We start from the raw sequence: 20,953 nt of genomic DNA on the forward strand, positions 1-20,953 counted from the left end.
CCTCTCCGCCCACCCGTTGCGCCCATCATGGAGAAGCCGGCACCGCCGCTCAACCCCCGCCCGCGAACTCGGTGCGCCGCGTCGCCCAGCCGGTGGTGCGGCGCTCCACGGCGGCGAAGGCGAAATAGAGCACCACGCCCATGGCGGCGATCACCAGCAGCCCGGCGAAGACCAGCGGGATCTGGAAGCGCGAGCTGGCCTGGAGCATCAGGTAGCCGATGCCCTCGTTCGACGCGACCGTCTCCGCGATCACCGAGCCGACGAAGGCCAGCGTGACCGCCACCTTCAGCGACGCGAAGAAATAGGGCAGCGAGCGCGGCAGCCCGACCTTGATCAGGATGTCGCGCTTGCTGGCCCCCAGCGAGCGCAGCACGTCCTCCAGCTCCGGCTCCAGCGTGGCGAGACCGGTGGCGACGTTGACCGCGATGGGGAAGAAGCTGATCAGGAAGGCGGTGAGGATGGCCGGCACCGTGCCGATGCCGAACCACACCACCAGCACCGGCACGATCGCCACCTTCGGGATGGCGTTGAAGCCGATCAGCACCGGGTAGAGCCCGTGATAGACCAGCGTGGACGACCCCACGGCCAGCCCCAGCAGCACGCCGGCCGCCACCGCCAGCGCGAAGCCGACCAGGGTGGTGAACAGGGTGTGGCTGGCGTGCTGCCACAGCGGCCCGGCGTAATCGACCACCGCCACGAAGACCACGGACGGGCGGGGCAGCACGAAATCCGGCACCGCCAGCGCCACGCAGACCAGCTCCCACAGGACGAACAGCCCGACCACCACGGCCCAGGGCATCACCGTTTCAAGCCGCCTGCGCGTCATCATGCCGTTCCCTCCGCCGCGGTCTGGCGCACCCGGCTGATCTCGTCACGCAGCGCGTGGACCAGCCGCCCGAACTCCGGCGTGAAGGTCGTCTCCAGCGTCCGCGGGCGCGGCAGGTCGATCTCGTAGCGGGAGACGACGCGGCCCGGCCGGCTCGACATCACGAAGACGGTGTCGGCCAGATAGACCGCCTCGCGCAGGTCGTGGGTGACCAGGATGGTGGTGAAACGCCGTTCCATCCACACGGTTTGCAGCACCGCCCACAGCTCCTCCCGCGTGAAGGCGTCGAGCGCGCCGAACGGCTCGTCCAGCATCAGGAGCTTCGGTTCGTGGATCAGCGCCCGGCACAGCGAGGCCCGCTGCTGCATGCCGCCCGACAACTGCCAGGGAAACCGCCCCTCGAACCCCGCCAGCCCGACCGAGGCCAGCAGTGCCCGCGCTTGTGCGTCGTAGGCGGCGCGCTCCCGCCGCAGCCGGGCGCGGTGCGGCTGCACGATCTCCAACGGCAGCATCAGGTTGCCCAGCGTCGTGCGCCAGGGCAGCAGGGTCGGGTTCTGGAACGCCATGCCGGCGATCTTCAGCGGCCCCGCCACCTCGTGCCCATCGACGATGACCCCGCCCGAGGTCGGCGGCATCAGCCCGGTGACCAGCTTCATCAGGGTCGACTTGCCGCAGCCGGACGGCCCGACCACCGCTGCGAACTCCCCCGCCGCGACACTGAGCGACAACCCGTCCACCGCCAGCGTGCCGCCGCCATAGGCAAGCCGCACCCGGTCCAGCTCCACGAAGGGATGCACGTGCGTGGGTTCCTCTGGCGTCAGGGCAGCGACCGCTCGGCCTTGGGCGGCAGGTAGGCGTCGGTGTAGACGTCGGCCGTGGTCAGGTCCTTGGGGAAGCCATAGGTGGCCTTCAGGATGTCGATGGCCGCCTGCATGCGCGCCGGGTCCACGTGGCTCAGGCCGTTGGCCTTGGCGTTGTCGCTCAGCATCAGCTCGTCGAAGGCGAGCTTCATGCGGTCCAGCTCGATCTTCGGGTCGATCAGGCTGTCGCGCTTGCGCAGCGCCGCGATGGCGGCCTCCGGCTCCTTCACCGCATCGACATGCGCCTTCAGCGTCGCCTTGACGAAGCCCGCCATCGCCTTGGGGTTCGCCTCGGCGAACTTCCTCGACGTCATGATGGCGTTGGAATAGAGCGCCACCCCGTGGTCGCGGTAGCGCATGACGACGATGTCCCCGTCCGGCACGCCGGCCGCGCGCAGCGAGAAGATGCCGGTGGTCAGGAAGCCGGTGATGGCCGGCACGCGGCCCTGCGCCAGCAGCGTCTCGCGCAGTTGCGGCGTGACCGTCTGCCAGGTGACGGAGCCGGCGTCGATGCCGACCGCCCGCGCGAAGGCGGGGAAGAGCTGCCGGCCGGAATCCGTCTCCGGTGCTGCCAGCGTCGTGCCCGCGAGCTGCTTCGGCGTGGTGATGCCGCTCTTCTTGGTGGTGATCACGGCGAGCGGCGAGGCGTCGTAGAGCACGGCGACGGCGATCAGGTCGCTGTCGCGCTCCGCCTTGAAGCGGATCATCGGGTTGATGTCGCCGAAGCCGACGTCGTAGGTGCCGGCGGCGATGCGGCCCGGCACGGCGCCGGAGCCCTCGCCCCGGTCGATGGTGACGTCCAGCCCCTCCGCCTTGTAATAGCCGCGCTCGGCCGCCAGCAGGAAGGGCGCCTGCGGCCCCTGGAAGGCCCAGTCCAGCGTCACCTTGACGGAGGTCTGGGCGGCGGCCGGCAGGGCGGCGAGCGCCAGGGCGGCGCCGGTCAGGAGGGCGGCGAGGCGGCGGGTCATGGCGGCGGTCACGTCCAGACTGGATGTTGCAAAGGCCCTGCTCTTCAGCAAGCGCCATACCAAGGCCGTTCCACGCCATACATCGCGGGATGGCAGCCATGTCTGCTCACGAACATGGCGGTTTTCAGCCATTTCGCCCACGGTTTAGGCAAGTACGTCTTGGTACAGACGCCGGGCGGCCATGAGATTTGCGATGTGGACGAGTCGACGGCGCTGGGGCAGGCTCCGGCATCGCACGATCATCGGGCCATCGCCATGACCGACACCATCCTGTCGCTTGCCGCGGCCCTCGCCGACGGCCGCACCACCAGCCTCGCCCTGACCGAAGCCGCCATCGCCCGCATCGAGGACCCCGAGGGCGAGGGCGCCCGCGCCTTCCTGCGCTTCGACCGCGAGGCGGCGCTGGCCCAGGCGCGCGCCAGCGATCTCCAGCGCACCCACGGCATCGTCCCCTCGCCGCTCGCCGGCATCCCGATCTCGGTGAAGGACCTGTTCGACGTGCGCGGGCAGGTGACCACCGCCGGCTCCACCGTGCTGGCCGATGCGCCCCCGGCCGAGCACGACGCCGCCGCCATCGCCCGGCTGCGCGCCGCCGGCGCGGTCATCATCGGCCGCACCAACATGACGGAGTTCGCCTTCTCCGGTCTCGGCCTGAACCCGCATTACGGCACGCCGGCCAACCCCTGCGACCGCACGCGCATCCCCGGCGGCTCGTCGTCGGGCGCCGCGGTGTCGGTGGCCGACGGCATGGCGGTGGCGGCGATCGGCAGCGACACCGGCGGTTCCATCCGCATTCCCGCCGCCTTCTGCCGGCTGGCCGGCTTCAAGCCGACGCAGGCGCGCGTGCCGCGCGACGGCGCCTTCCCGCTCTCCTGGTCGCTGGACAGCGTCGGCCCGATCGCCCGCTCCATCGCCTGCTGCGCCATCATCGACGCGGTGCTGGCGGGCGAAGAGCCGACCGCCCCCTGCGAACCGTCGCTGGAAGGGCTGCGCCTGGTGGTGCCGCGCAGCTACCTTCTCGACGGGCTCGACGCCTGCGTGTCGGAGGCGTTCGACGACGCTCTCGATCGCCTCGCCCAGGCCGGGGCCAAGATCGAGGACCGGGCCCTGCCGATCCTCGACCGCATCCCGGCGCTCAACGCCCGCGGCGGCCTCGTCACCGCGGAGGCCTACGCCCGCCACCGCGAGCTGCTGGAGCAGGCCGGTGACCGCTACGACCCGCGTGTGCGCAGCCGCATCCAGCGCGGCGCCCAGCAGACCGCCGCCGAGTACATCGAGCTGACCCGCGCCCGCGCCGCCCTGATGGCGGAGACCGACGCGCTGACCGCCGATGTGGACGCGCTGGTGCTGCCGACCGTCGCCATCGTGCCGCCGCGCTTCGACGCGCTGCAGGTCGACGAGGCTTACAACCGCATCAACATGCTGGTCCTGCGCAACACCTCGGCCTTCAATTTCCTGGAGCGCCCGGCCGCCACCGTCCCCTGCTGCGGCAGCGCCTGCCCGACCGGCCTGATGATCGTCGGCATCCGCGGCCAGGACCGCCGCCTGCTGGCCGTCGCCCGCGCGGTGGAAACGGCGGTGTCGTAAGGGGCGCCTTGCCCCTCCCCCGCCGCTTGCGCGACACTGGCGTGACCGGGCCCGCCGCGGTGGCGGGCCGTTTCGCGGGGATCATCCTCCCTTGCCCGAGCTCGACACGCTGCGCCGCCTGATCGCCGACCGCACCGACGAGGCGGTCGCCCTCACCCGTGACCTGATCCGCATCCCCACCGTCAACCCGCCGGGCGACGCCTACACCGACTGCGCCGAGTTCATCGGCCGCCGCTTGGCCGCCCGCGGCTTCCAGGTGGAGTATGTGCGGGCGGAGGGGGTGCCGGGCGACAGCGACCGCTACCCCCGCACCAACGTCATCGCCCGCATCGAAGGGCGCGGCCCCGGCCCCTGCGTCCACTTCAACGGCCACACCGACGTGGTGCCGGCCGGGCGCGGCTGGACCGTCGATCCCTTCGAGGGGGTGGTGAAGGACGGCAAGGTCTACGGCCGCGGCTCCTGCGACATGAAGGGCGGCATCGCCGCCTCCATCATCGCGGTGGAGGCCATCCTCGACAGCGGCATCCCCTTCCACGGCGCGCTGGAGATCTCCGGCACGGTGGACGAGGAGTCGGGCGGCTACGGCGGCGTCGGCCATCTGGCGAAGCTCGGCTACTTCTCCCGCCCGCGCGTCGATCACGTCATCATCCCGGAGCCGCTGAACGTCGACCGCGTCTGCATCGGCCACCGCGGCGTCTGGTGGGCGGAAGTCGAGACCAAGGGCCGCGTCGCCCACGGCTCCATGCCCTTCCTCGGCAACTGCGCGGTGCGCCACATGGGCGCCGTGCTGCACCGGATCGAGACGGAGCTGATCCCGCGCCTTGCCGCCAAGCGCACCACCATGCCGGTGGTGCCGGAGGGGGCGCGCCAGTCCACCATCAACCTCAACTCCATCCATGGCGGCCAGATCGAGAAGCACGGCGGCTACCCCTCCCCCATGGTCCCCGATTCGTGCCGGCTGGTGCTCGACCGCCGCTATCTGATCGAGGAGGACCCCGAGGAGGTGCGGGCGGAGATCGTGGGCATCCTGGAGTCGCTGAAGGCCGAGCGCCCCGGCTTCGATTACGAGCTGAGCGAGGTGCTGGCCTTCCTGCCCACCATGACCGACGCCGACAGCCCGGTCGTACGGGCGGTGGAGGACGCCATCCTCACCGTGCTCGGCCGCCCGGCGCAGCAGGTCGTCTCCCCCGGCACCTACGACCAGAAGCACATCGTGCGCGTCGGCCATCTCAAGGACTGCATCGCCTACGGCCCCGGCATCCTCGACCTCGCCCACCAGCCGGACGAGTATGTCGGCATCGACGACCTGATCCACTCGGCCCAGGTGATGGCGCTGGCCGCGTTGCGGTTGCTTGGTTCAACCACTTGACCCGCGGTGGCGGTTGAGCCAAACCCCGTTGCGGCCGGACACTTCGGGTGCGCTGCGAAAATCGGCGAAACCGGTGCCGGCCCGATCGAAGAATGAATGCACCGCAAACGCGTGTGCATTAGAGTGCTGAGCCAACGAACGGTCTCAACGGACGGTCTAGGGAGGACCCCCATGTTCCTGAAGAAGATTCTCACCGCCACGGTGCTGGGCGCCGCCCTCGTGTCGACCGCCGGCGTGGCGGGTGCGGCCGAGCTGAAGCTGGGCTATTCGCTGGCCCCCACCTCGCACTACGGCGTCGGTGCCACCGCCATGGGCGAGGAGCTGGCCCGGCTGTCCGGCGGCAAGTGGACCATCAAGCAGTTCCCGGCCAACGCGCTGGGCGGCGAGCGCGAGATGGTGGAAGGCGCTCAGATCGGCACGGTCGATGTGGTCGTCACCTCCTCCGGCCCGGTCGGCAACTTCGTGGCGGACACGCTGCTCACCGACATCCCCTTCCTGTTCAAGGACTTCAAGCATGTCGACGCGGTGCTGGACGGCCCCATCGGCCAGCGCATCCTCGACCAGTTCCCCAAGCATGGGCTGATCGCTCTGGCCTGGGGTGAGAACGGCTTCCGCAACCTGACCAACTCCAAGGTCGCGGTGAAGACCCCGGCGGACGCCAAGGGCCTGAAGATCCGCACCATGGAGAACCAGGTGCACATGACCGCCTTCCAGACGCTGGGCGTGCTGCCCACCCCGATGGCCTTCCCCGAGCTGTTCACCGCCCTCCAGCAGGGCACCGTGGACGGTCAGGAGAACCCGATCGGCGTGATCATGTCGGCCAAGTTCGACCAGGTGCAGAAGTACCTGTCGCTGACCCAGCACGTCTATTCGCCGGCCTTGATCATCCTGTCGCCGGCGGTGTGGAACAAGCTGTCGGCGGAGGAGAAGGGCTGGTTCAAGACCGCCGGTCTCGCCGGTGCCAAGGCCATGCGCGAGAAGGCACGGTCCGACGCCGCCAACGGCGTGGAGGAGCTGCGCAAGCGCGGCATGACCGTGGTCACCGACATCGACCGCGCCGCCTTCCAGGAGGCGCTGAAGCCGGCCTACGAGCAGTACGCCAAGAAGTTCGGTCAGGAGAAGATCGACGAGATCCGGAACTACAAGTACTGACCGAGACGTACCGACCGTGACCGGGCGCCGGGCTTGACCGCCCGGCGACCCCGCGCACCGGAGCCCCCAGATGTTCTCCGCCCTCTCCGCCGCCGAACGTTTCCTCATGCGCTGGACTCTGCGCGTGGCGATGGCGCTTCTGGTGCTCACCGCCTGCGTGTCGCTCTGGCAGGTGATCACACGCTTCGTCTTCGAACAGCCATCCACCTGGTCGGAGGTCGCCGCCCGCTCGCTCAACATCTGGATGGTCTATCTCGGTGTCGCGGTGGCCTTCCGCACCGGCGCGCTGATGTCGGTGGAGTTTCTCTACGAAAAGTTGCGCGGCACGGCCAAGCTGGTCCTGATCGCCGTCATCACCGGCCTGTGCCTGGGCGTGCTGCTGGTCATCGCGTGGTTCGGCTGGGAGATGGCGGGGCGCGTTCAGTTCCAGATGCTGGCCGGGGTGGAAAACCCGCTGACCGGCGAGGGGATCTCGATCGCCACCGTCTACATGGCGATCCCCGTCGGCGCCGCGCTGGCCATCGTCGGCCTGCTCGCCCGCGCCGTGGAACAGGTCCGCGAGGTCCTGGGCACCAGCGAGACCTCGACCGTCGGGCGCGAGATCTTCGAGCTGTAGATCGATGCCGGGCCGCTTTCCTTACGCCGCAATCCTGGAACACCACCTCTCCCCGCCGGGGAGAGGATCGTTTGGAATTCCCGCCCCATGACCAGCTTCGTCCTCATCGCCATGGTGGCGCTGTTCGCGCTGTCGGTGCCGATCGCCATCGCCATCGCCGGGGCGGCCATCGGCGGCATCGCGCTGTTCACGGAAATGCCGCTGATCGTCGTCGCGCAGAAGCTGATGACGACCATCGACAGCTTCCCGCTGATGGCGATCCCCTTCTTCATCCTGGCCGGCAACCTGATGGAGGCGGGCGGCATCTCCAACCGGCTGGTGGATTTCGCGAAATCCATCGTCGGCGGGGTGCAGGGCGGGCTCGCCTGCTCCTGCGTGCTGACCTGCATGATCTTCGCGTCGGTGTCGGGATCGAGCGTGGCGACCACCTTCGCGATCGGCGCGGTGATCATTCCGGCGATGATCAAGCACGCCTACCCCAAGGAGTTCGCGGCCGCCCTCCAGGCCACCTCGGCGGAGCTGGGGGTCATCATCCCGCCCTCGATCCCGATGATCCTCTATGGCGTCAGCGCCGAGGTGTCGATCGGCGAGCTGTTCGTCGCCGGCATCGGCCCCGGCCTGCTGATCGGCGGCGCGCTGACGCTGTTCACCTACACGCTGTGCAAGCTCAACGGCTGGGGCAAGTCCGACCGCGACGGGCGCATCGGCTTCGTCAAGGCGACGGAGCGCGCGGCGCTCGCGTTGCTCATGCCGGTGATCATCATCGGCGGCATCTACCGTGGCGTCTTCACCCCGACGGAGGCGTCGGTGGTGGCGGTGTTCTACGGGCTGTTCGTCGGCCTGGTCGTCTACCGCGCCATCACCCCGCGCGACCTCGTGCCCATCCTGCGCAAGTCGGTGATCTCCTCGGCGATGATCATGTTCATCATCGCCGCCGCCGGGCTGTTCAGCTTCCTGATCACCCGCGCCGGCATCCCGGCCGCCATCGGCGCCTGGATCGCCGAGACCTTCAACGCCGGCTGGAGCTTCCTGCTGGCGGTCAACCTGTTCCTCTTCATCGTCGGCATGTTCATCGAGACCTCGGCCTCGATCATCGTGCTGGCGCCGATCCTGGCGCCGGTCGCCATTCATTTCGGCATCGACCCGATCCATTTCGGGCTTGTGATGGTGGTCAATCTGGCGCTCGGCATGATCACCCCGCCCTTCGGGGTCAACCTGTTCGCCGCCTGCCAGGTGGCCGGCATCAGTCTGGAGCGGATGGTCCCGCGGCTGGTGCCCTTCGTCCTGGTGGTGATCACCTGCCTGATGATCATCACCTATGTCCCCGGAATTTCCCTGATCTTCCGGGGCCTGCTGTAACCGTCGGAGATCCGTCATGGACACCAAGCTCCTGATCGGCGGCCGCTGGGTGGACGCCGCCACGGGCGGCACCATTCCCGCCATCGACCCGTCGACCGGCGAGACCTTCGCCACCATCGCCCGCGGCATGGCCGAGGATGTGGACGCCGCCGTCGCCGCCGCCCGCGACGCGCTGGAGGGCGACTGGGGCCGGCTCAGCGCCATGGAGCGCGGGCGGCTGATGCAGCGCCTCGCCACCCTGATCCTGCGCGACACCGACACGCTGGCCGAGATCGAGTCGCGCGACGTCGGCAAGCCGCTGACCCAGGCCCGCGCCGACGTCGTCGCCTGCGCCCGCTATTTCGAATTCTACGGCGGCGCCGCCGACAAGGTCCACGGCGACACCATCCCCTACCAGAACGGCTACACGGTGATGACCCTGCGCGAGCCGCACGGGGTGACCGGGCACATCGTGCCGTGGAACTACCCGCTGCAGATCGTTGGCCGCAGCGTCGGCGGCGCGCTCGCCATGGGCAACGCCTGCGTGGTCAAGCCGGGGGAGGACGCGTCGCTCAGCACGCTCTACCTCGCCAAGCTGGCGGTGGAGGCCGGATTCCCCGCCGGTTCGATCAACATCGTGACCGGCTATGGCGAGGAGGCGGGGGCGGCGCTGTCCGCGCACCCCGGCATCGACCACATTTCCTTCACCGGCAGCCAGGAGGTGGGCGTGCTCGTGCAGCAGGCCGCCGCCCGCAACATCGTGCCGGTGACGCTGGAGCTGGGCGGCAAGTCGCCGCAGGTGGTGTTCGCGGACGCCGATCTGGAGCAGGCCGTCACCTTCGTGGTGCGCGGCGCCATCCAGAACGCCGGCCAGACCTGCTCGGCCGGCAGCCGGGCGCTGGTGGAGCGCTCCATCTACGACCGCTTCACCGCCATGGTGGCGGAGCGCTTCGCGGCGCTCACCGTCGGCCCGGCGCTGGACGACCGCGACCTTGGCCCGCTGATCAACGAGAAGCAGCGCGACCGCGTCGCCGGCATGATCCGGACCGCCAAGGACAACGGCTTCCGCGTGCTGGCGGAGGGGCGGATCGCCGACGGCGCGCCGACCGGCGGCTACTACGTCGCCCCCGTGCTGTTCGGCGACGTGCCGCAAGACAGCCCGCTCGCCCAGCAGGAGGTGTTCGGCCCCGCACTCGCCGCCACCCCCTTCGACGGGGAGGAGGAGGCGGTGCGGCTCGCCAACGGCACGCCCTTCGGGCTGGTGGCCGGTGTGTGGACCCGCGACGGCGGCCGGCAACTGCGGATGGCCAAACGCATCCGTGCCGGTCAGGTCTTCATCAACAACTACGGCGCCGGCGGCGGTGTGGAGCTGCCCTTCGGCGGCATGAAGAAGAGCGGCTTCAACCGCGAAAAGGGCTTCGAGGCGCTCTACGGCTTCTCCGTCGTCAAGACCGTGGCGATCAAGCACGACTGACGACCGGATTCACGCGTCGGAAAGGAACAATCATGCGTCTGGCAGGGAAGATCGCCGTCGTCACCGGCGGCGGGTCGGGGTTCGGCGAGGGGATCGTCAAGCGCTTCGTCGCCGAGGGGGCGAAGGTGGTGGTGGCCGACATCAACGGCGACGCCGCCCGCCGCGTGGCAGCGGAGGTCGGGGCGGACGCGGTCGCGGTGACCGCCGACGTCACCGTCGGCGCCGACGTGAAGGCGATGATCGACGCCGCCGTCAACGCCTGGGGCCGGCTCGACATCCTCATCAACAACGCCGGCTGGACCCACCGCAACATGCCGATGACGGAGGTGGACGAGGCGACCTTCGACCGCGTCTACGCCACCAACGTGAAGTCCATCTATCACGGCGCGATGCACGCCGTGCCGCTGTTCCGCGCCCAGGGCGGCGGCGGGGTGATCCTCAACATCGCCTCCACCGCCGGCGTCCGGCCGCGGCCGGGGCTGGTCTGGTACAACGGCAGCAAGGGTGCGGCCATCACCATCACCAAGGCGATGGCGGTCGAGCTGGCGCCGGATCGCATCCGCGTCTGCGCCATCAACCCGGTGGCCGGCGAAACCGGCATGCTGCACCTGTTCATGGGCGAGGACACCGAGGCCAAGCGGGCGCAGTTCCGCTCCACGATTCCGCTCGGGCGGTTGAGCCTGCCGTCCGACATCGCCAACGCCGCGCTGTACCTTTGCTCCGACGAGGCGGAATTCCTGACCGGCGTCTGCCTGGAGGTGGACGGCGGCCGCTGCGTGTGACCATACGTCCCGGCGGTCGCGCAACGCCGTTGCGCGGCAACCGGGGCTTTCGTTCCGCCCCTCGGCAGTGCACAATGTGCGCCTACGGTCGCTACGGAAGGCCTGACGAGGACGAGCATGTCGACATCCCCCGACCGGCGCTATCGCACGGTGTGGATCTCCGACGTCCACCTCGGCACGCGCGGCTGTCAGGCCGCGCGGCTGTTGGATTTCCTCCGCGAATGCGAGGCGGAGACGCTGTATCTGGTCGGCGACATCGTCGATGTCTGGCGCCTGCGCCGCCGCCGCTTCTGGCCGCAGGAGCACAGCGACGTGGTGCAGAAGCTGCTGCGCAAGGCGCGGCGCGGCACCCGGGTGATCCTGGTGCCGGGCAACCACGACGATGTGCTGCATGATTACGTGGGGCTGGAGTTCGGCCAGATCCTGATCAAGCCCGACCACATCCACGAAACGGCTGATGGCCGCCGGCTGCTGGTGATCCACGGCGACCAGTTCGACACGGTGGTCGCCCGCGCGCCGTGGCTGGCCCATCTCGGCACCCACGCGCTGGCGGTGTCGCAGCTCGTCAACCAGTGGTTCAACTGGTGGCGGCGGGTGTTCGGCTATCCCTACTGGTCCTTGTCGGGCTACCTGAAGCACAAGGTGAAGCACCGCGCCGCCTTCATCGCCAAGTTCGACGCGGCGCTGGTGCTGGAAGCGGAGCGGCGCGGCGTCGACGGCGTCGTCTGCGGCCACATCCACCACCCGGAGATCCGCCAGATCGGCGCGATCACCTACTACAACGACGGCGACTGGGTGGACAGTTGCACCGCGCTGGTCGAGGACGAGAACGGCCAGCTCGAACTCATCCGCTGGCCGGAACCCTCCCGCCGCGCCGCGCCGGAGCCGGAAACCGAGCCGGCGACCGGAGTCGCCGCCCGGCTGAAGCGGCTGCGCCGGCTGGTGCCGACCGCGTGACACGGCGCGCGGGACGGGGGCGGCGGTCTGCCCTCAGCGTGTCTCCCCCGGCCGGCTGAAGGGGCTCGGTCGCTCGGAGCCGAACACCCGGGCGCGCGACTGGCGCCAGGCGGCGCTGTTGAGGTCGCTGTTGTGCAGCACCCGCATGTCGGTGACGCCCTTCTGCCCGTTCAGCCAGCCGGCGAGCGCCTCCTCGAAGCGCTCCGCCTCCCGCTGGTCCGCAACGTCCAGTCCGATATCGACGGTCAGGTTGGTCTTCACGGCCGGTTCCTCCATCGTTGGTGAGTTCCAACGATGGAGACAACAGCCGGCGGCCCGGACCCTCCCGCCTATTCCGCCGCGGCGGCCGTCCGGTGCGCCTGGATCAGCGACCACACCGCCTGCGGGGTGGCCGGCATGTCCACATGGCGGATGCCGTAGACCGACAGCGCGTCCACCAGCGCGTTGATGACCGCGGGCGGCGAGCCGATGGCCCCGGCCTCCCCCGCGCCCTTCATGCCCAGCGCGTTGGTGGTGCTCGGCACGCAGTTCAGCTTGATGGCGATGGGCGGGATGTCCACCGCGCGGGGGAGCTGGTAGTCCATGAAAGAGCCGGTGAGGAGCTGGCCCGACTCCGGGTCGAACACCACCCGCTCCTGCAACGCCTGCCCGATCCCCTGAGCGACGCCGCCATGGATCTGGCCCTGCACCAGCAGCGGGTTGATGACCATGCCGAAATCATCCACCACGGTGTAGGACACGACCTCCACCTCGCCCGTATCCGGGTCCACCTCGACCTCGCAGAAGTGCGTGCCGTTGGGGTAGGTGTTGGACGGCGGCGTCCACTGCGCCATCTCCGAAAAGGCCGGCGCGCCCGGTGCTGCCGTGGCCGCCTTGGCGGCGACCTCCTTCCAGCTCACGGCGCGGTCGGTGCCGACCACGGTGAAGGCGCCGTCCTTGAACTCCACGTCCACCGGTGCCGCCTCCAGCAGGTCGGCGGCGACGGCGCTGGCCTTCGCCACCACCTTGCCGGCACTCTCCGCCAGTGCCGCCCCGCCCACCGGAACCGAGCGCGAACCGCCGGTGCCGCTGCCGAAGGACACGCGGTCGGTGTCGCCCTGCACCACCTCGATGTCCTCGGGCGGCACGCCCAGCCGGTCGGCCAGGATCTGCTTGTAGGCGGTCTCGTGCCCCTGCCCGTTGGTCTGGGTGCCGATGAACAGCACGACGCGGCCGTCGCCCGCCACCTCCACCGTCGCCTGCTCCGGCCCGCCGCCCGAGCACGCCTCGATGTAGGTGGAGATGCCCGCCCCGCGAAGCTTGCCGCGCCGCGCCGCGTCGGACTTGCGGGCGGCGAGCCCGGCGTGGTCGCCCATCGCCAGCGCGTCGTCCAGGTTCTTCGCGAAATCACCGCTGTCGTACACCTGCCCGAGCGGGGTGCTGTAGGGCATGGCCGTCGCCGGGACGAAGTTGCGGCGACGGATCTCCACCGGGTCGATGCCCACCTCGCGCGCGGCGTGATCGACCAGCCGCTCCAGCAGATAGGCCGCCTCCGGCCGGCCGGCGCCGCGGTAGGCATCGACCGGCTGGGTGTTGGTGAACACGCCCTGCACGCGCGCGTACAGCACGGGCGTACGGTAGGACCCAACCAGCATCGGCGCCATCAGGTCGGTCGGCACGAAGGGGCCGTAGTTGGACAGGTACGCCCCCATGTTGGCGATGGTATCCACCCGGATCGCCAGGAAATGACCCTCGGCGTCCAGCGCGATCCGCGCCTTGGTCACGTGGTCGCGGCCGTGATCGTCGCTGAGGAAGCCCTCCGTCCGCTCCGACGTCCACTTGACCGGCCGCCCCAGCTCCCGCGCGGCAAAGAGCGCCGCCACATATTCCGGGTAGTTGAAGATCTTCATGCCGAAGCCGCCGCCGACGTCGGTGGTCAGGAAGCGGAACCGCTCCTCCGGCAGCTTGAAGATGCTGGAGAACTGCTTGCGCAGCCCGTGCACGCCCTGGCTGGACACGTACAGCACCAGCCGCCCCGTGCCCTCCTCCACCGCGGCGAGGCAGGCGCGCCCCTCCATCGGGTTGGCGACGACGCGGTTGTTGATCAGGTCCAGCTCGACCACGCGGGCGGCGGCGGCGAAGGCCGCCTCCACCCCCGCCTCGTCGCCCATGCCCCAGTCGAAGCAGCGGTTGTCCGGCGTCTCGTCCCACACCAGCGGCCGGCCGGGCTCCATCGCCTCGCCCGTGCCGCTGACCGACGGGCGTTCGGCGTACTCCACCGCGACCAACTCCATGGCGTCGCGCGCCTGGTCGACCGTTTCCGCGATCACCACAGCGACGGGATCGCCCACATGCCGCACCCGGCCACGCGCCAGCGCCGGCCGCTTGGGGTTGGCGCAGCGGCTGCGGTCGCGGTTGCGCACGGGGGCTTGGCATTCGATGGGGCCGATGCCGGCCGCATCCAGATCGGCCGCCGTGTAGACCGCCAGCACGCCGGGTGCGGCCAGGGCCGCCGCGCTGTCGATCCCCGTCACGTCCGCGTGCGCGTAGGGCGAGCGGACAAAGGCCGCGTACGCCTGCCCCGGCAGCGACACATCGTCGGTGTAACGCCCGCCGCCCGTCAGCAGCCTCGCGTCCTCGGTGCGCGGAACGGGCTGGCCGATGCCGAACTTCGTCATGCCGTGATCGCCTTCTCTCGTAACCCTTGCCGCCGAAGATAGGCCAGATGATGCGGCGCGCAAAGGCCGCGGGCACGCGCGCGCTGGCAATGCAGCCCCGCCCGCCCCATAATCGGCGCATGTGCGGACGCGTCCTCCTCGCCACGCCGGTGGCCGAACTGCAACGGCTCTTCGGGTTTCCGGAGCTGCCGAACCTGTCGCCCCGCTACAACATCGCGCCGACCCAGGACATCGCCACCGTCCGCGCCGACGAGACCGGCCGGCATCTGGCGCTGCTGCGCTGGGGCCTCGTGCCGCACTGGGCGGACGACCCGTCGATCGGCAACCGGATGATCAACGCGCGCGGCGAGACGGTGGCGGAGAAGCCCGCATTCCGCAACGCGCTGAAGCACCGCCGCGCGCTCATCCTCATCGACGGCTTCTACGAGTGGCAGGCCGCGGCCGACGGCGGCAAGCGCAAGCAGCCCTACGTGATCCGCCGGCGGGACCGCCGCCCGATGGCGCTCGCCGCGCTGTGGGAGCGGTGGAAGGGCCCCAAGGGTGGCCCGCCGCTGGAAACGCCGTTGGAGACGGTGACCATCGTCACCACCACGGCCAACGCCACGCTGTTCCCCCTGCACGACCGCATGCCGGTGATCGTCGACGAGGCCGACTGGGACGCCTGGCTCAACCCGGAAACGCCCGCCTCCGTCGCGGAAACCCTGATCCGCCCGGCGCCCGACGATCGGCTCGACGCGGTGCCGGTCGGCCCGCGCGTCGGCAACGTCCGCAACGACGACGAAGCCTGCATCGCTCCGCTCCATGAGCAGCCGACGTTGTTCTGAGCGGCTTGCCGCTGTCATCACCCTGCTCCTGCTGGCGACGCCCGCCGCCGCCCAGACCGGCAGGTCGCCCGCCTCCCCCTCCGTCCCCAACCAGCGCGTCACCGGCACCGGCATCGCGGTGGAGGGCGATCTGTTGACGGTCAACGGCCGGCCGGTGCGGCTGATGGGCATCGACGCGCCCGATCCCGGCCAGACCTGCCTGACCCGCGGCGGGCGGTCCTATGACTGTTTCGCCAGTTCCACCGCCGTCCTGCGGGGCCTGATCCAGGGTGGCGAGGTGGAGTGCACCGTGGCCGACCGTGACCGCAACGGGCAGGAGATGGGCGAATGCCGCGTGAGCGGGGTGGATCTCGGCCGGGCGATGGTCCTGCGCGGCTGGGCCTTCGCCTACCGCAGCCTGTCGCCGGCCTATCAGGAGGCGGAAGCCTACGCCGTCAGCCGGCGGCTCGGCCTGTGGGCGGGCAAGGTGGAAAAACCCTGGCAGTGGCGGTCGCGAAAGTTGCTGGAGGCCCGCTGACACCACCCACCTTCGCCTGAACCAACGGGAGAGGCGGTTAAGGCTTTTGAACGGTTCGACATCCGACCGCGCCGTGATACGTTAGCGTCTGATCAATCTTGTCCCTGTCCGGGGTGTGCCGTTCCGCACTCTCCGGCCGGCCCGGCGCGAGAATCGAGGACATGCGGGTCTACGCTCGGAATCTGTATGAACACGTGCCGTTCCTGCGCCGCTACGCGCGGGCCCTGACCGGTGCGACGGAGCGCGGCGACGATCTCGTCACCCGCGGCGTCGAGGTCGCGGTCATGGCGCCGCAGCGCTTCGGCCTGCCCGACGGCACGCGTGTTCCGCTCTACGCCCTGCTCAACCTGCTGTTCGACGAGGACAACGATGGGGAGGGGCGCCCCGTCGCCTCCCCCCACCCCATCGAACGCGCGCTCGCCACCCTGCCGGAGGGCGAACGGCGGGTCTATCTGCTGGTCGCCCTGGAAGGGCTGGCGCTGGCCGAAGCGGCGGCGGTCATGCACGTCACCCCGGCGGAGGCCAACCAACGCCTCACCCACGCCCGCGACACGGTGCGCGCCGCACTGACCCAGCGGGTGCTGGTGGTGGAGGACAACCCGATCCTCGCCATGGAGATCGAGTCGCTGGTGGCCGACATGGGGCACGTCGTCTGCGGCACCGCCGCCAACGAGCGGGAGGCGATGGAGATCATGGAATCCGCCCGCCCCACCCTGGCTCTTCTCGACATCAAGCTCGCCGACGGCGACAGCGGCGTCGAGATCGCCCGCCAGATCCGCCGCAACCGCTCGCTGCGCACCATCTTCGTCACCGGCTTCGACGACGTGCTGGAGGAGCAGGACGCCCGCCACCTCGGCCAGGTCGTCCGCAAACCCTTCACCAAGGACGCCATCTCCGCCGCCATCACCCGCGCCGTGTTCATGCCGACCCCGGTGGCCTTCGCGTAGGGTCGGGGCGACGCCGGCTCCGCCTTCCACGCGGTCCGGCGTCCTTGCCCCGCATCATGCGGGAGCGAGCGACCGCTTCCGCCACGTGCCGCCGTACCGCCTCATCCACGACCGTTCGTTCTGATGGAACATCGCGCGGTGTGTCGTCAGGCAGATGAGGGTGACTTCGCAGGTCCGGGCATCGAGCCGATACGCCAGAAGCGGCTCGGTCCCTTTCAAGTCCATGTGGAAATGGTGGATCCCCTCCGAGACATAGGGCGCGTGGATGATCGTCGTCCCGGTCGGGTCGTAGCCGGACGCCTTGTCCCCCGTCGTTAGGCGACCATGGCCCCCCGATCGCTTCCAGGTGATGAACGCCGCGATTCTCATGGCAAGCGCCAGCGGGTCATACTCCTGCTGGAACGTTAGGAGCGACGACGCAAACACCCCGTCCGCGGTCCAGATCGTGTATGCGTTGCAGCGTGCATCGGGATCTCCGGTGCCCGATGCCACCGGCCGCTGCTCTAAGCGTCGCGCTCGGGACACGTCTTCGCCAGCCCAAGGATGTAGGCGACCAGATCGTCCCCGGACAGGTCCGGAACCGGTGTGCGCGGCCCGGTCGCGCCCGCAAGGATCGCGTCCCGCCGCGGGGCACCGGCGACCGATGGCGCTGCCCCCGCCCGCGGCATCACCCCGCCCTGCCCGCTGCGGGCGTGGCTGGCCCGTGCCGGCGGGCGCCGCGTCCGCTTGGTGCGCGGTCCATCACCGGTCTGCTTCGAACCATGGTCTTGCGGCTGCTTCATGTCCCCCAGCATAGCAGAGCCCCGCCTTGCGGGCATGGTGAATCATCAGGACCGCCCATCGCCGGATGCCAGAGTTGCCGGATTGTTCCTTATATGATATGAAAATATTCCTTTATCCGGTCGCCAAGGAAGCCATCGTGTTCCACCCGCCAGCCCCGCCCGCAACCACCGAACCCCGTGCAACACACCTGTCGCACGGCCGGGTCCGGGTGGCGAGGCGCAAGCTGTTGAACCTGTTGGAAAATCTTCCCTTTCCGACCGTGCGACACACGATGCCGTGCATCGAAAAGTGTCGCACGATGTCGCACGGCCACGCCGCCCTCGCCCGGCAATCGTTGACCCCGCCAACGGCGCGTTGTAGTTATACTACATGACCGATCTGATGGACGGTGCGCCGCGGGTGGCTGGTCCCCTGCTGGCGCGCATGGATTCCCTGCGCGGGCAGCTTCGCGCCTCCGAATGCAAGGTGGCGGACGTGGTGGCCCGCGATCCTGGTGCCGTGATCGCCGGGCGCATGGCCGATCTGGCCCGCATGGCCGGGGTCAGCGAGCCGTCGGTGCTGCGCTTCTGCCGCGCCATCGGGTTCGAGAGCTTCAACGCCTTCAAGATCCGGCTGGCGCAGGATGTGGCGGTGCGCGACGGCGGCGGGGTGTCGCTGTCGCAGATCGAGCTGTCGCGCGACGACACCGCCGGTTCCGCGGTGTCCAAGGTGTTCGCCGCCGCCATCGACTGTCTGGTCCGCGTGCACGACGCGCTCGACACGGTGGCGGTGGAGCGGGCCTCGCTCGCCATCGCCCGCTCCCGCCGGGTGGAGATCTGGGGCTATGGCGCGTCGGGCGTGGTGGCGGAGGATGCGGCCCACAAGCTGTTCCGCCTCGTCCCCGGTGCGGTCGCCCGGCGCGACCCGCACATGCAGATCATGGCGGCCAGCGCGCTGGGCGGCGAGGACGCGGTGATCGCCATTTCCCACACCGGCCGCACGCGCGAGCTGGTGGAGGCTGTGGAGCGGGCGCGGCGGACCGACGCCACGGTCATCGCCATCACCTCGGCGAACTCCGTGCTGGCCCGCCTCGCCCACATTCCCGTGGCCGTCGATGTCCGCGAGGACACCGACGTCTACACCCCCATGGTGTCCCGCCTCGCCCACCTCACCGTGATCGACGCCATCGCCGTGGGCGTGGCCCTGCTGCTGCCGCCGACCACCGCCGGGCGGCTGGGCCAGATGAAGGACGCCCTGAAAACCAAACGGGTTCTGGAGACCGAGACCGATGACTGACTCCCGCGCCGTGCTGGCGCTGCTGCGCGAACGCTTCGTCGTCCCCGTCATCCGCACCGCGAGCCGCGAGACCGCCGCCCGCGCCGTGGAATGGCTGGCGGAGGAAGGGTTCCGCACCTTCGAGATCACCATGTCCGTGCCGGACGGGGTCGGGCTGCTGCGCGAGCTGTCGCGGCGCGACGACCTGCTGATCGGCGCCGGCACGGTGACCGATCCGGGGGTGGCGCAGGCCTGCATCGAAGCTGGGGCGAAATTCATCGTCTCCCCGGCCGTGGTGCCGGACGTGGCGACCGCCTGCCGCGCCCACGGGATCCCGGTCATGCTGGGCGCGATGACGCCGACCGAGGTGCTGGCCGCCGTCGCCGCCGGGGCCGACGTGGTCAAGATCTTCCCGGCCAGCAGCGCCGGCGGTCCGTCCCACGTCAAGGCTCTGCGCGCCGTCTTCCCCGACGTGCCGCTGATGCCGACCGGCGGCATCGAGCCGCCGATGATCGAAGCCTACCGCGCTGCCGGTGCCATCGCCGTGGGCATGGGCGGCAAGCTGGTGGACGAGAAGGCCGTTGCGCGCGGCGACCGCGACTCCATCGCCCAGGTCGCCCGCCAGATCCTCGGCACTGCCGCCTGCTGACCCGCGAGCACCAACGACAACGGAACAGGGAGGGCCGCCGCGATGGCGCTCGATATCGTCTGCATGGGCGAGCCGATGCTGGAGTTCAACCAGGATCCGGCCTCCACCGACCCCGTGCTCTACCGCAAGGGCCATGGCGGTGACACCGCCAACAGCGCGGTCGCCGCGGCCCGCCAGGGGGCGCGCGTCGGCTATCTGACGGCGCTGGGCACCGACGCCTTCGGCGACGACTTCATGGCGCTGTGGGAGCGGGAGGGGATCGACACCTCCCGCGTCCTCCGCAACCCCGACGCCCACACCGGCATCTATTTCGTCACCCACGGGGCCAAGGGGCACGAGTTCAGCTACATGCGGGCGGGTTCCGCCGCCAGCCGCATGAAGCCGGAGCAGGTGCCGGCCGACTATGTCGCATCCGCCAAGTTCCTGCACATTTCCGGCATCAGCCAGGCGATCAGCGCCGACGCCTGCGACAGCGTCTTCGCCGCCATCGACGCCGCCCGCAAGGCCGGGACCAAGGTCAGCTACGACACCAACCTGCGGCTGCGGCTGTGGCCGATCGAGCGGGCACGCGCGGTGATGAACGCCACCGCCGCCATGGCCGACGTGCTGCTGCCGAGCCTGGATGACGCCACAGCCCTGACCGGGCTGGAGGACGCCGACGCCATCGCCGACTTCTACCTGAAGCTGGGCGCGAAGCTGGTCGCGGTGAAGCTGGGGCCGCAGGGCTCGCTCGTCGCGTCGCCGGACTGGCGGGAGCGGGTGCCGGGGCGCACGGTGAAGGCGGTGGACGCGACCGGGGCCGGGGACACCTTCGCCGGGTCCTTCCTCGCCGAGCTCGCCCGCGGGGCGGAGCCGCGGGCCGCCGCCCGCTACGCCAACGCCGCCGCCGCCCTGTCCACCCAGGGCTTCGGCGCCGTCGCCCCGATCCCCCGGCGGGAGGCGGTGGAGGCGTTCCTGGCATCCTGAAGCGTGGCTGGAATGCCTCACCCCTAAGAGAGGACCTTCGGGGTGTGAACCAAGCCCGCTCTCGACCGTTGATGATCCCGTGACCCGCCCGGCGGGCGGAAACATGACGTAGGAGAGCCTCATGGCAATCATCTGGACGATCATCATCGGGTTCCTGGCCGGGCTCGTCGCCAAGTTCCTGATGCCGGGCCGCGATCCGGGCGGCTTCATCGTGACCACGCTGCTCGGCATCGCCGGCGCCTTCGTGGCCACCTATCTGGGTGCCGCCATCGGCTGGTACCGGGCCGGCGACGGGGCGGGCTTCATCGGCGCCGTTCTCGGAGCCATCATCCTGCTCGTCCTCTACCGCCTCTTTGTCGGCCGTCGCACCACGGTCTGACCCGGCCGGTGGCCATCACCGTCATCGCCTGCTAGGCTCGCGCATCGA

The 20,953-nt window shown here is 70.1% G+C and carries 22 protein-coding genes; 15 read left to right on the plus strand and 7 right to left on the minus strand.

The annotated features are described in order from the left end of the window. Window positions 1–49: 49 nt before the first annotated feature. Genes HL658_RS07175 through HL658_RS07185 form a run of 3 tightly spaced genes read right to left on the minus strand, consistent with a single transcriptional unit; the run spans window position 50 to window position 2,654 of the window. Window positions 50–829, minus strand: a complete 780-nt coding sequence (locus tag HL658_RS07175; protein ID WP_180281225.1) for an ABC transporter permease — start codon at window positions 827–829, stop codon at window positions 50–52. Next, complete coding sequence (locus HL658_RS07180; RefSeq protein WP_180281226.1) at window positions 826–1,623, minus strand: ATP-binding cassette domain-containing protein; 798 nt, start codon at window positions 1,621–1,623, stop codon at window positions 826–828. Before HL658_RS07180 ends, HL658_RS07175 begins: the two co-directional genes overlap by 4 nt. Before the next feature lie 20 nt (window positions 1,624–1,643). Then, a complete protein-coding gene (locus HL658_RS07185; protein WP_180281227.1) occupies window positions 1,644–2,654 on the minus strand; it encodes an ABC transporter substrate-binding protein in 1,011 nt (336 codons plus the stop codon). A gap of 195 nt (window positions 2,655–2,849) precedes the next feature. On the opposite strand from HL658_RS07185, the gene HL658_RS07190 reads away from it, so the two are divergent. From HL658_RS07190 to HL658_RS07225, 8 genes are all read left to right on the plus strand, one after another. Continuing rightward, window positions 2,850–4,241, plus strand: coding sequence for an amidase (locus tag HL658_RS07190; RefSeq protein ID WP_343055029.1), 1,392 nt, complete (start codon window positions 2,850–2,852; stop codon window positions 4,239–4,241). A gap of 91 nt (window positions 4,242–4,332) precedes the next feature. Continuing rightward, window positions 4,333–5,610 carry an acetylornithine deacetylase/succinyl-diaminopimelate desuccinylase family protein gene (locus HL658_RS07195; protein ID WP_180281228.1) on the plus strand — a complete coding sequence of 426 codons (1,278 nt, stop codon included), beginning with the start codon at window positions 4,333–4,335 and terminating at the stop codon, window positions 5,608–5,610. A 171-nt stretch (window positions 5,611–5,781) separates the two neighbouring features. Next, window positions 5,782–6,762, plus strand: coding sequence for a TRAP transporter substrate-binding protein (locus tag HL658_RS07200; RefSeq protein WP_180281229.1), 981 nt, complete (start codon window positions 5,782–5,784; stop codon window positions 6,760–6,762). A gap of 70 nt (window positions 6,763–6,832) precedes the next feature. Further along, a complete protein-coding gene (locus HL658_RS07205; RefSeq protein WP_180281230.1) occupies window positions 6,833–7,378 on the plus strand; it encodes a TRAP transporter small permease in 546 nt (181 codons plus the stop codon). 87 nt (window positions 7,379–7,465) lie between these two features. Further along, entirely contained in the window at window positions 7,466–8,737 is a 1,272-nt protein-coding gene (locus HL658_RS07210; RefSeq protein WP_180281231.1) for a TRAP transporter large permease, read from the plus strand. Window positions 8,738–8,753: 16 nt separating this feature from the next. Beyond that, complete coding sequence (locus HL658_RS07215) at window positions 8,754–10,190, plus strand: aldehyde dehydrogenase family protein (RefSeq protein WP_180281232.1); 1,437 nt, start codon at window positions 8,754–8,756, stop codon at window positions 10,188–10,190. A 32-nt stretch (window positions 10,191–10,222) separates the two neighbouring features. Continuing rightward, the gene (locus HL658_RS07220; protein WP_180281233.1) at window positions 10,223–10,972 is read left to right on the plus strand and encodes a glucose 1-dehydrogenase; all 750 of its coding nucleotides are present in this window, start codon (window positions 10,223–10,225) and stop codon (window positions 10,970–10,972) included. 117 nt (window positions 10,973–11,089) lie between these two features. Beyond that, the gene (locus HL658_RS07225; protein ID WP_180281234.1) at window positions 11,090–11,929 is read left to right on the plus strand and encodes a UDP-2,3-diacylglucosamine diphosphatase; all 840 of its coding nucleotides are present in this window, start codon (window positions 11,090–11,092) and stop codon (window positions 11,927–11,929) included. Window positions 11,930–11,962: 33 nt separating this feature from the next. On the opposite strand, the gene HL658_RS07230 is transcribed toward HL658_RS07225, so the two are convergent. Beyond that, the gene (locus HL658_RS07230; RefSeq protein WP_180281235.1) at window positions 11,963–12,190 is read right to left on the minus strand and encodes a hypothetical protein; all 228 of its coding nucleotides are present in this window, start codon (window positions 12,188–12,190) and stop codon (window positions 11,963–11,965) included. A gap of 68 nt (window positions 12,191–12,258) precedes the next feature. Then, window positions 12,259–14,586, minus strand: a complete 2,328-nt coding sequence (locus HL658_RS07235; protein WP_180281236.1) for a xanthine dehydrogenase family protein molybdopterin-binding subunit — start codon at window positions 14,584–14,586, stop codon at window positions 12,259–12,261. A gap of 119 nt (window positions 14,587–14,705) precedes the next feature. Between HL658_RS07235 and HL658_RS07240 the strand changes: the two genes are divergently transcribed. From HL658_RS07240 to HL658_RS07250, 3 genes are all read left to right on the plus strand, one after another. Continuing rightward, window positions 14,706–15,410: an SOS response-associated peptidase gene (locus tag HL658_RS07240; protein ID WP_180281237.1), complete on the plus strand. Its 705-nt coding sequence runs from the start codon at window positions 14,706–14,708 to the stop codon at window positions 15,408–15,410. Beyond that, complete coding sequence (locus tag HL658_RS07245; RefSeq protein ID WP_180281238.1) at window positions 15,388–15,927, plus strand: thermonuclease family protein; 540 nt, start codon at window positions 15,388–15,390, stop codon at window positions 15,925–15,927. Before HL658_RS07240 ends, HL658_RS07245 begins: the two co-directional genes overlap by 23 nt. A 161-nt stretch (window positions 15,928–16,088) precedes the next feature. After that, window positions 16,089–16,874, plus strand: coding sequence for a PhyR family response regulator anti-anti-sigma factor (locus tag HL658_RS07250; RefSeq protein WP_180281239.1), 786 nt, complete (start codon window positions 16,089–16,091; stop codon window positions 16,872–16,874). Between the two features lie 54 nt (window positions 16,875–16,928). Here HL658_RS07250 and HL658_RS07255 read toward each other — a convergent pair whose 3' ends face one another. Then, the gene (locus HL658_RS07255; protein ID WP_180281240.1) at window positions 16,929–17,366 is read right to left on the minus strand and encodes a hypothetical protein; all 438 of its coding nucleotides are present in this window, start codon (window positions 17,364–17,366) and stop codon (window positions 16,929–16,931) included. Window positions 17,367–17,377: 11 nt separating this feature from the next. Next, the gene (locus tag HL658_RS07260; RefSeq protein ID WP_180281241.1) at window positions 17,378–17,656 is read right to left on the minus strand and encodes a hypothetical protein; all 279 of its coding nucleotides are present in this window, start codon (window positions 17,654–17,656) and stop codon (window positions 17,378–17,380) included. 370 nt (window positions 17,657–18,026) lie between these two features. On the opposite strand from HL658_RS07260, the gene HL658_RS07265 reads away from it, so the two are divergent. From HL658_RS07265 to HL658_RS07280, 4 genes are all read left to right on the plus strand, one after another. Further along, window positions 18,027–18,932 carry a MurR/RpiR family transcriptional regulator gene (locus HL658_RS07265; RefSeq protein ID WP_180281242.1) on the plus strand — a complete coding sequence of 302 codons (906 nt, stop codon included), beginning with the start codon at window positions 18,027–18,029 and terminating at the stop codon, window positions 18,930–18,932. Next, on the plus strand, window positions 18,925–19,560 hold the full coding sequence (locus HL658_RS07270) for a bifunctional 4-hydroxy-2-oxoglutarate aldolase/2-dehydro-3-deoxy-phosphogluconate aldolase (protein WP_180281243.1): 636 nt from the start codon (window positions 18,925–18,927) through the stop codon (window positions 19,558–19,560). The genes HL658_RS07265 and HL658_RS07270 overlap by 8 nt, the downstream gene beginning before the upstream one ends. A gap of 42 nt (window positions 19,561–19,602) precedes the next feature. Then, complete coding sequence (locus tag HL658_RS07275; RefSeq protein ID WP_180281244.1) at window positions 19,603–20,526, plus strand: sugar kinase; 924 nt, start codon at window positions 19,603–19,605, stop codon at window positions 20,524–20,526. Between the two features lie 121 nt (window positions 20,527–20,647). Further along, window positions 20,648–20,905, plus strand: a complete 258-nt coding sequence (locus HL658_RS07280) for a GlsB/YeaQ/YmgE family stress response membrane protein (RefSeq protein WP_180281245.1) — start codon at window positions 20,648–20,650, stop codon at window positions 20,903–20,905. Window positions 20,906–20,953 lie beyond the last annotated feature (48 nt).

It is taken from the genome of Azospirillum oleiclasticum, assembly GCF_013423485.1.
Taxonomy (GTDB): Bacteria; Pseudomonadota; Alphaproteobacteria; order Azospirillales; family Azospirillaceae; genus Azospirillum; species Azospirillum oleiclasticum.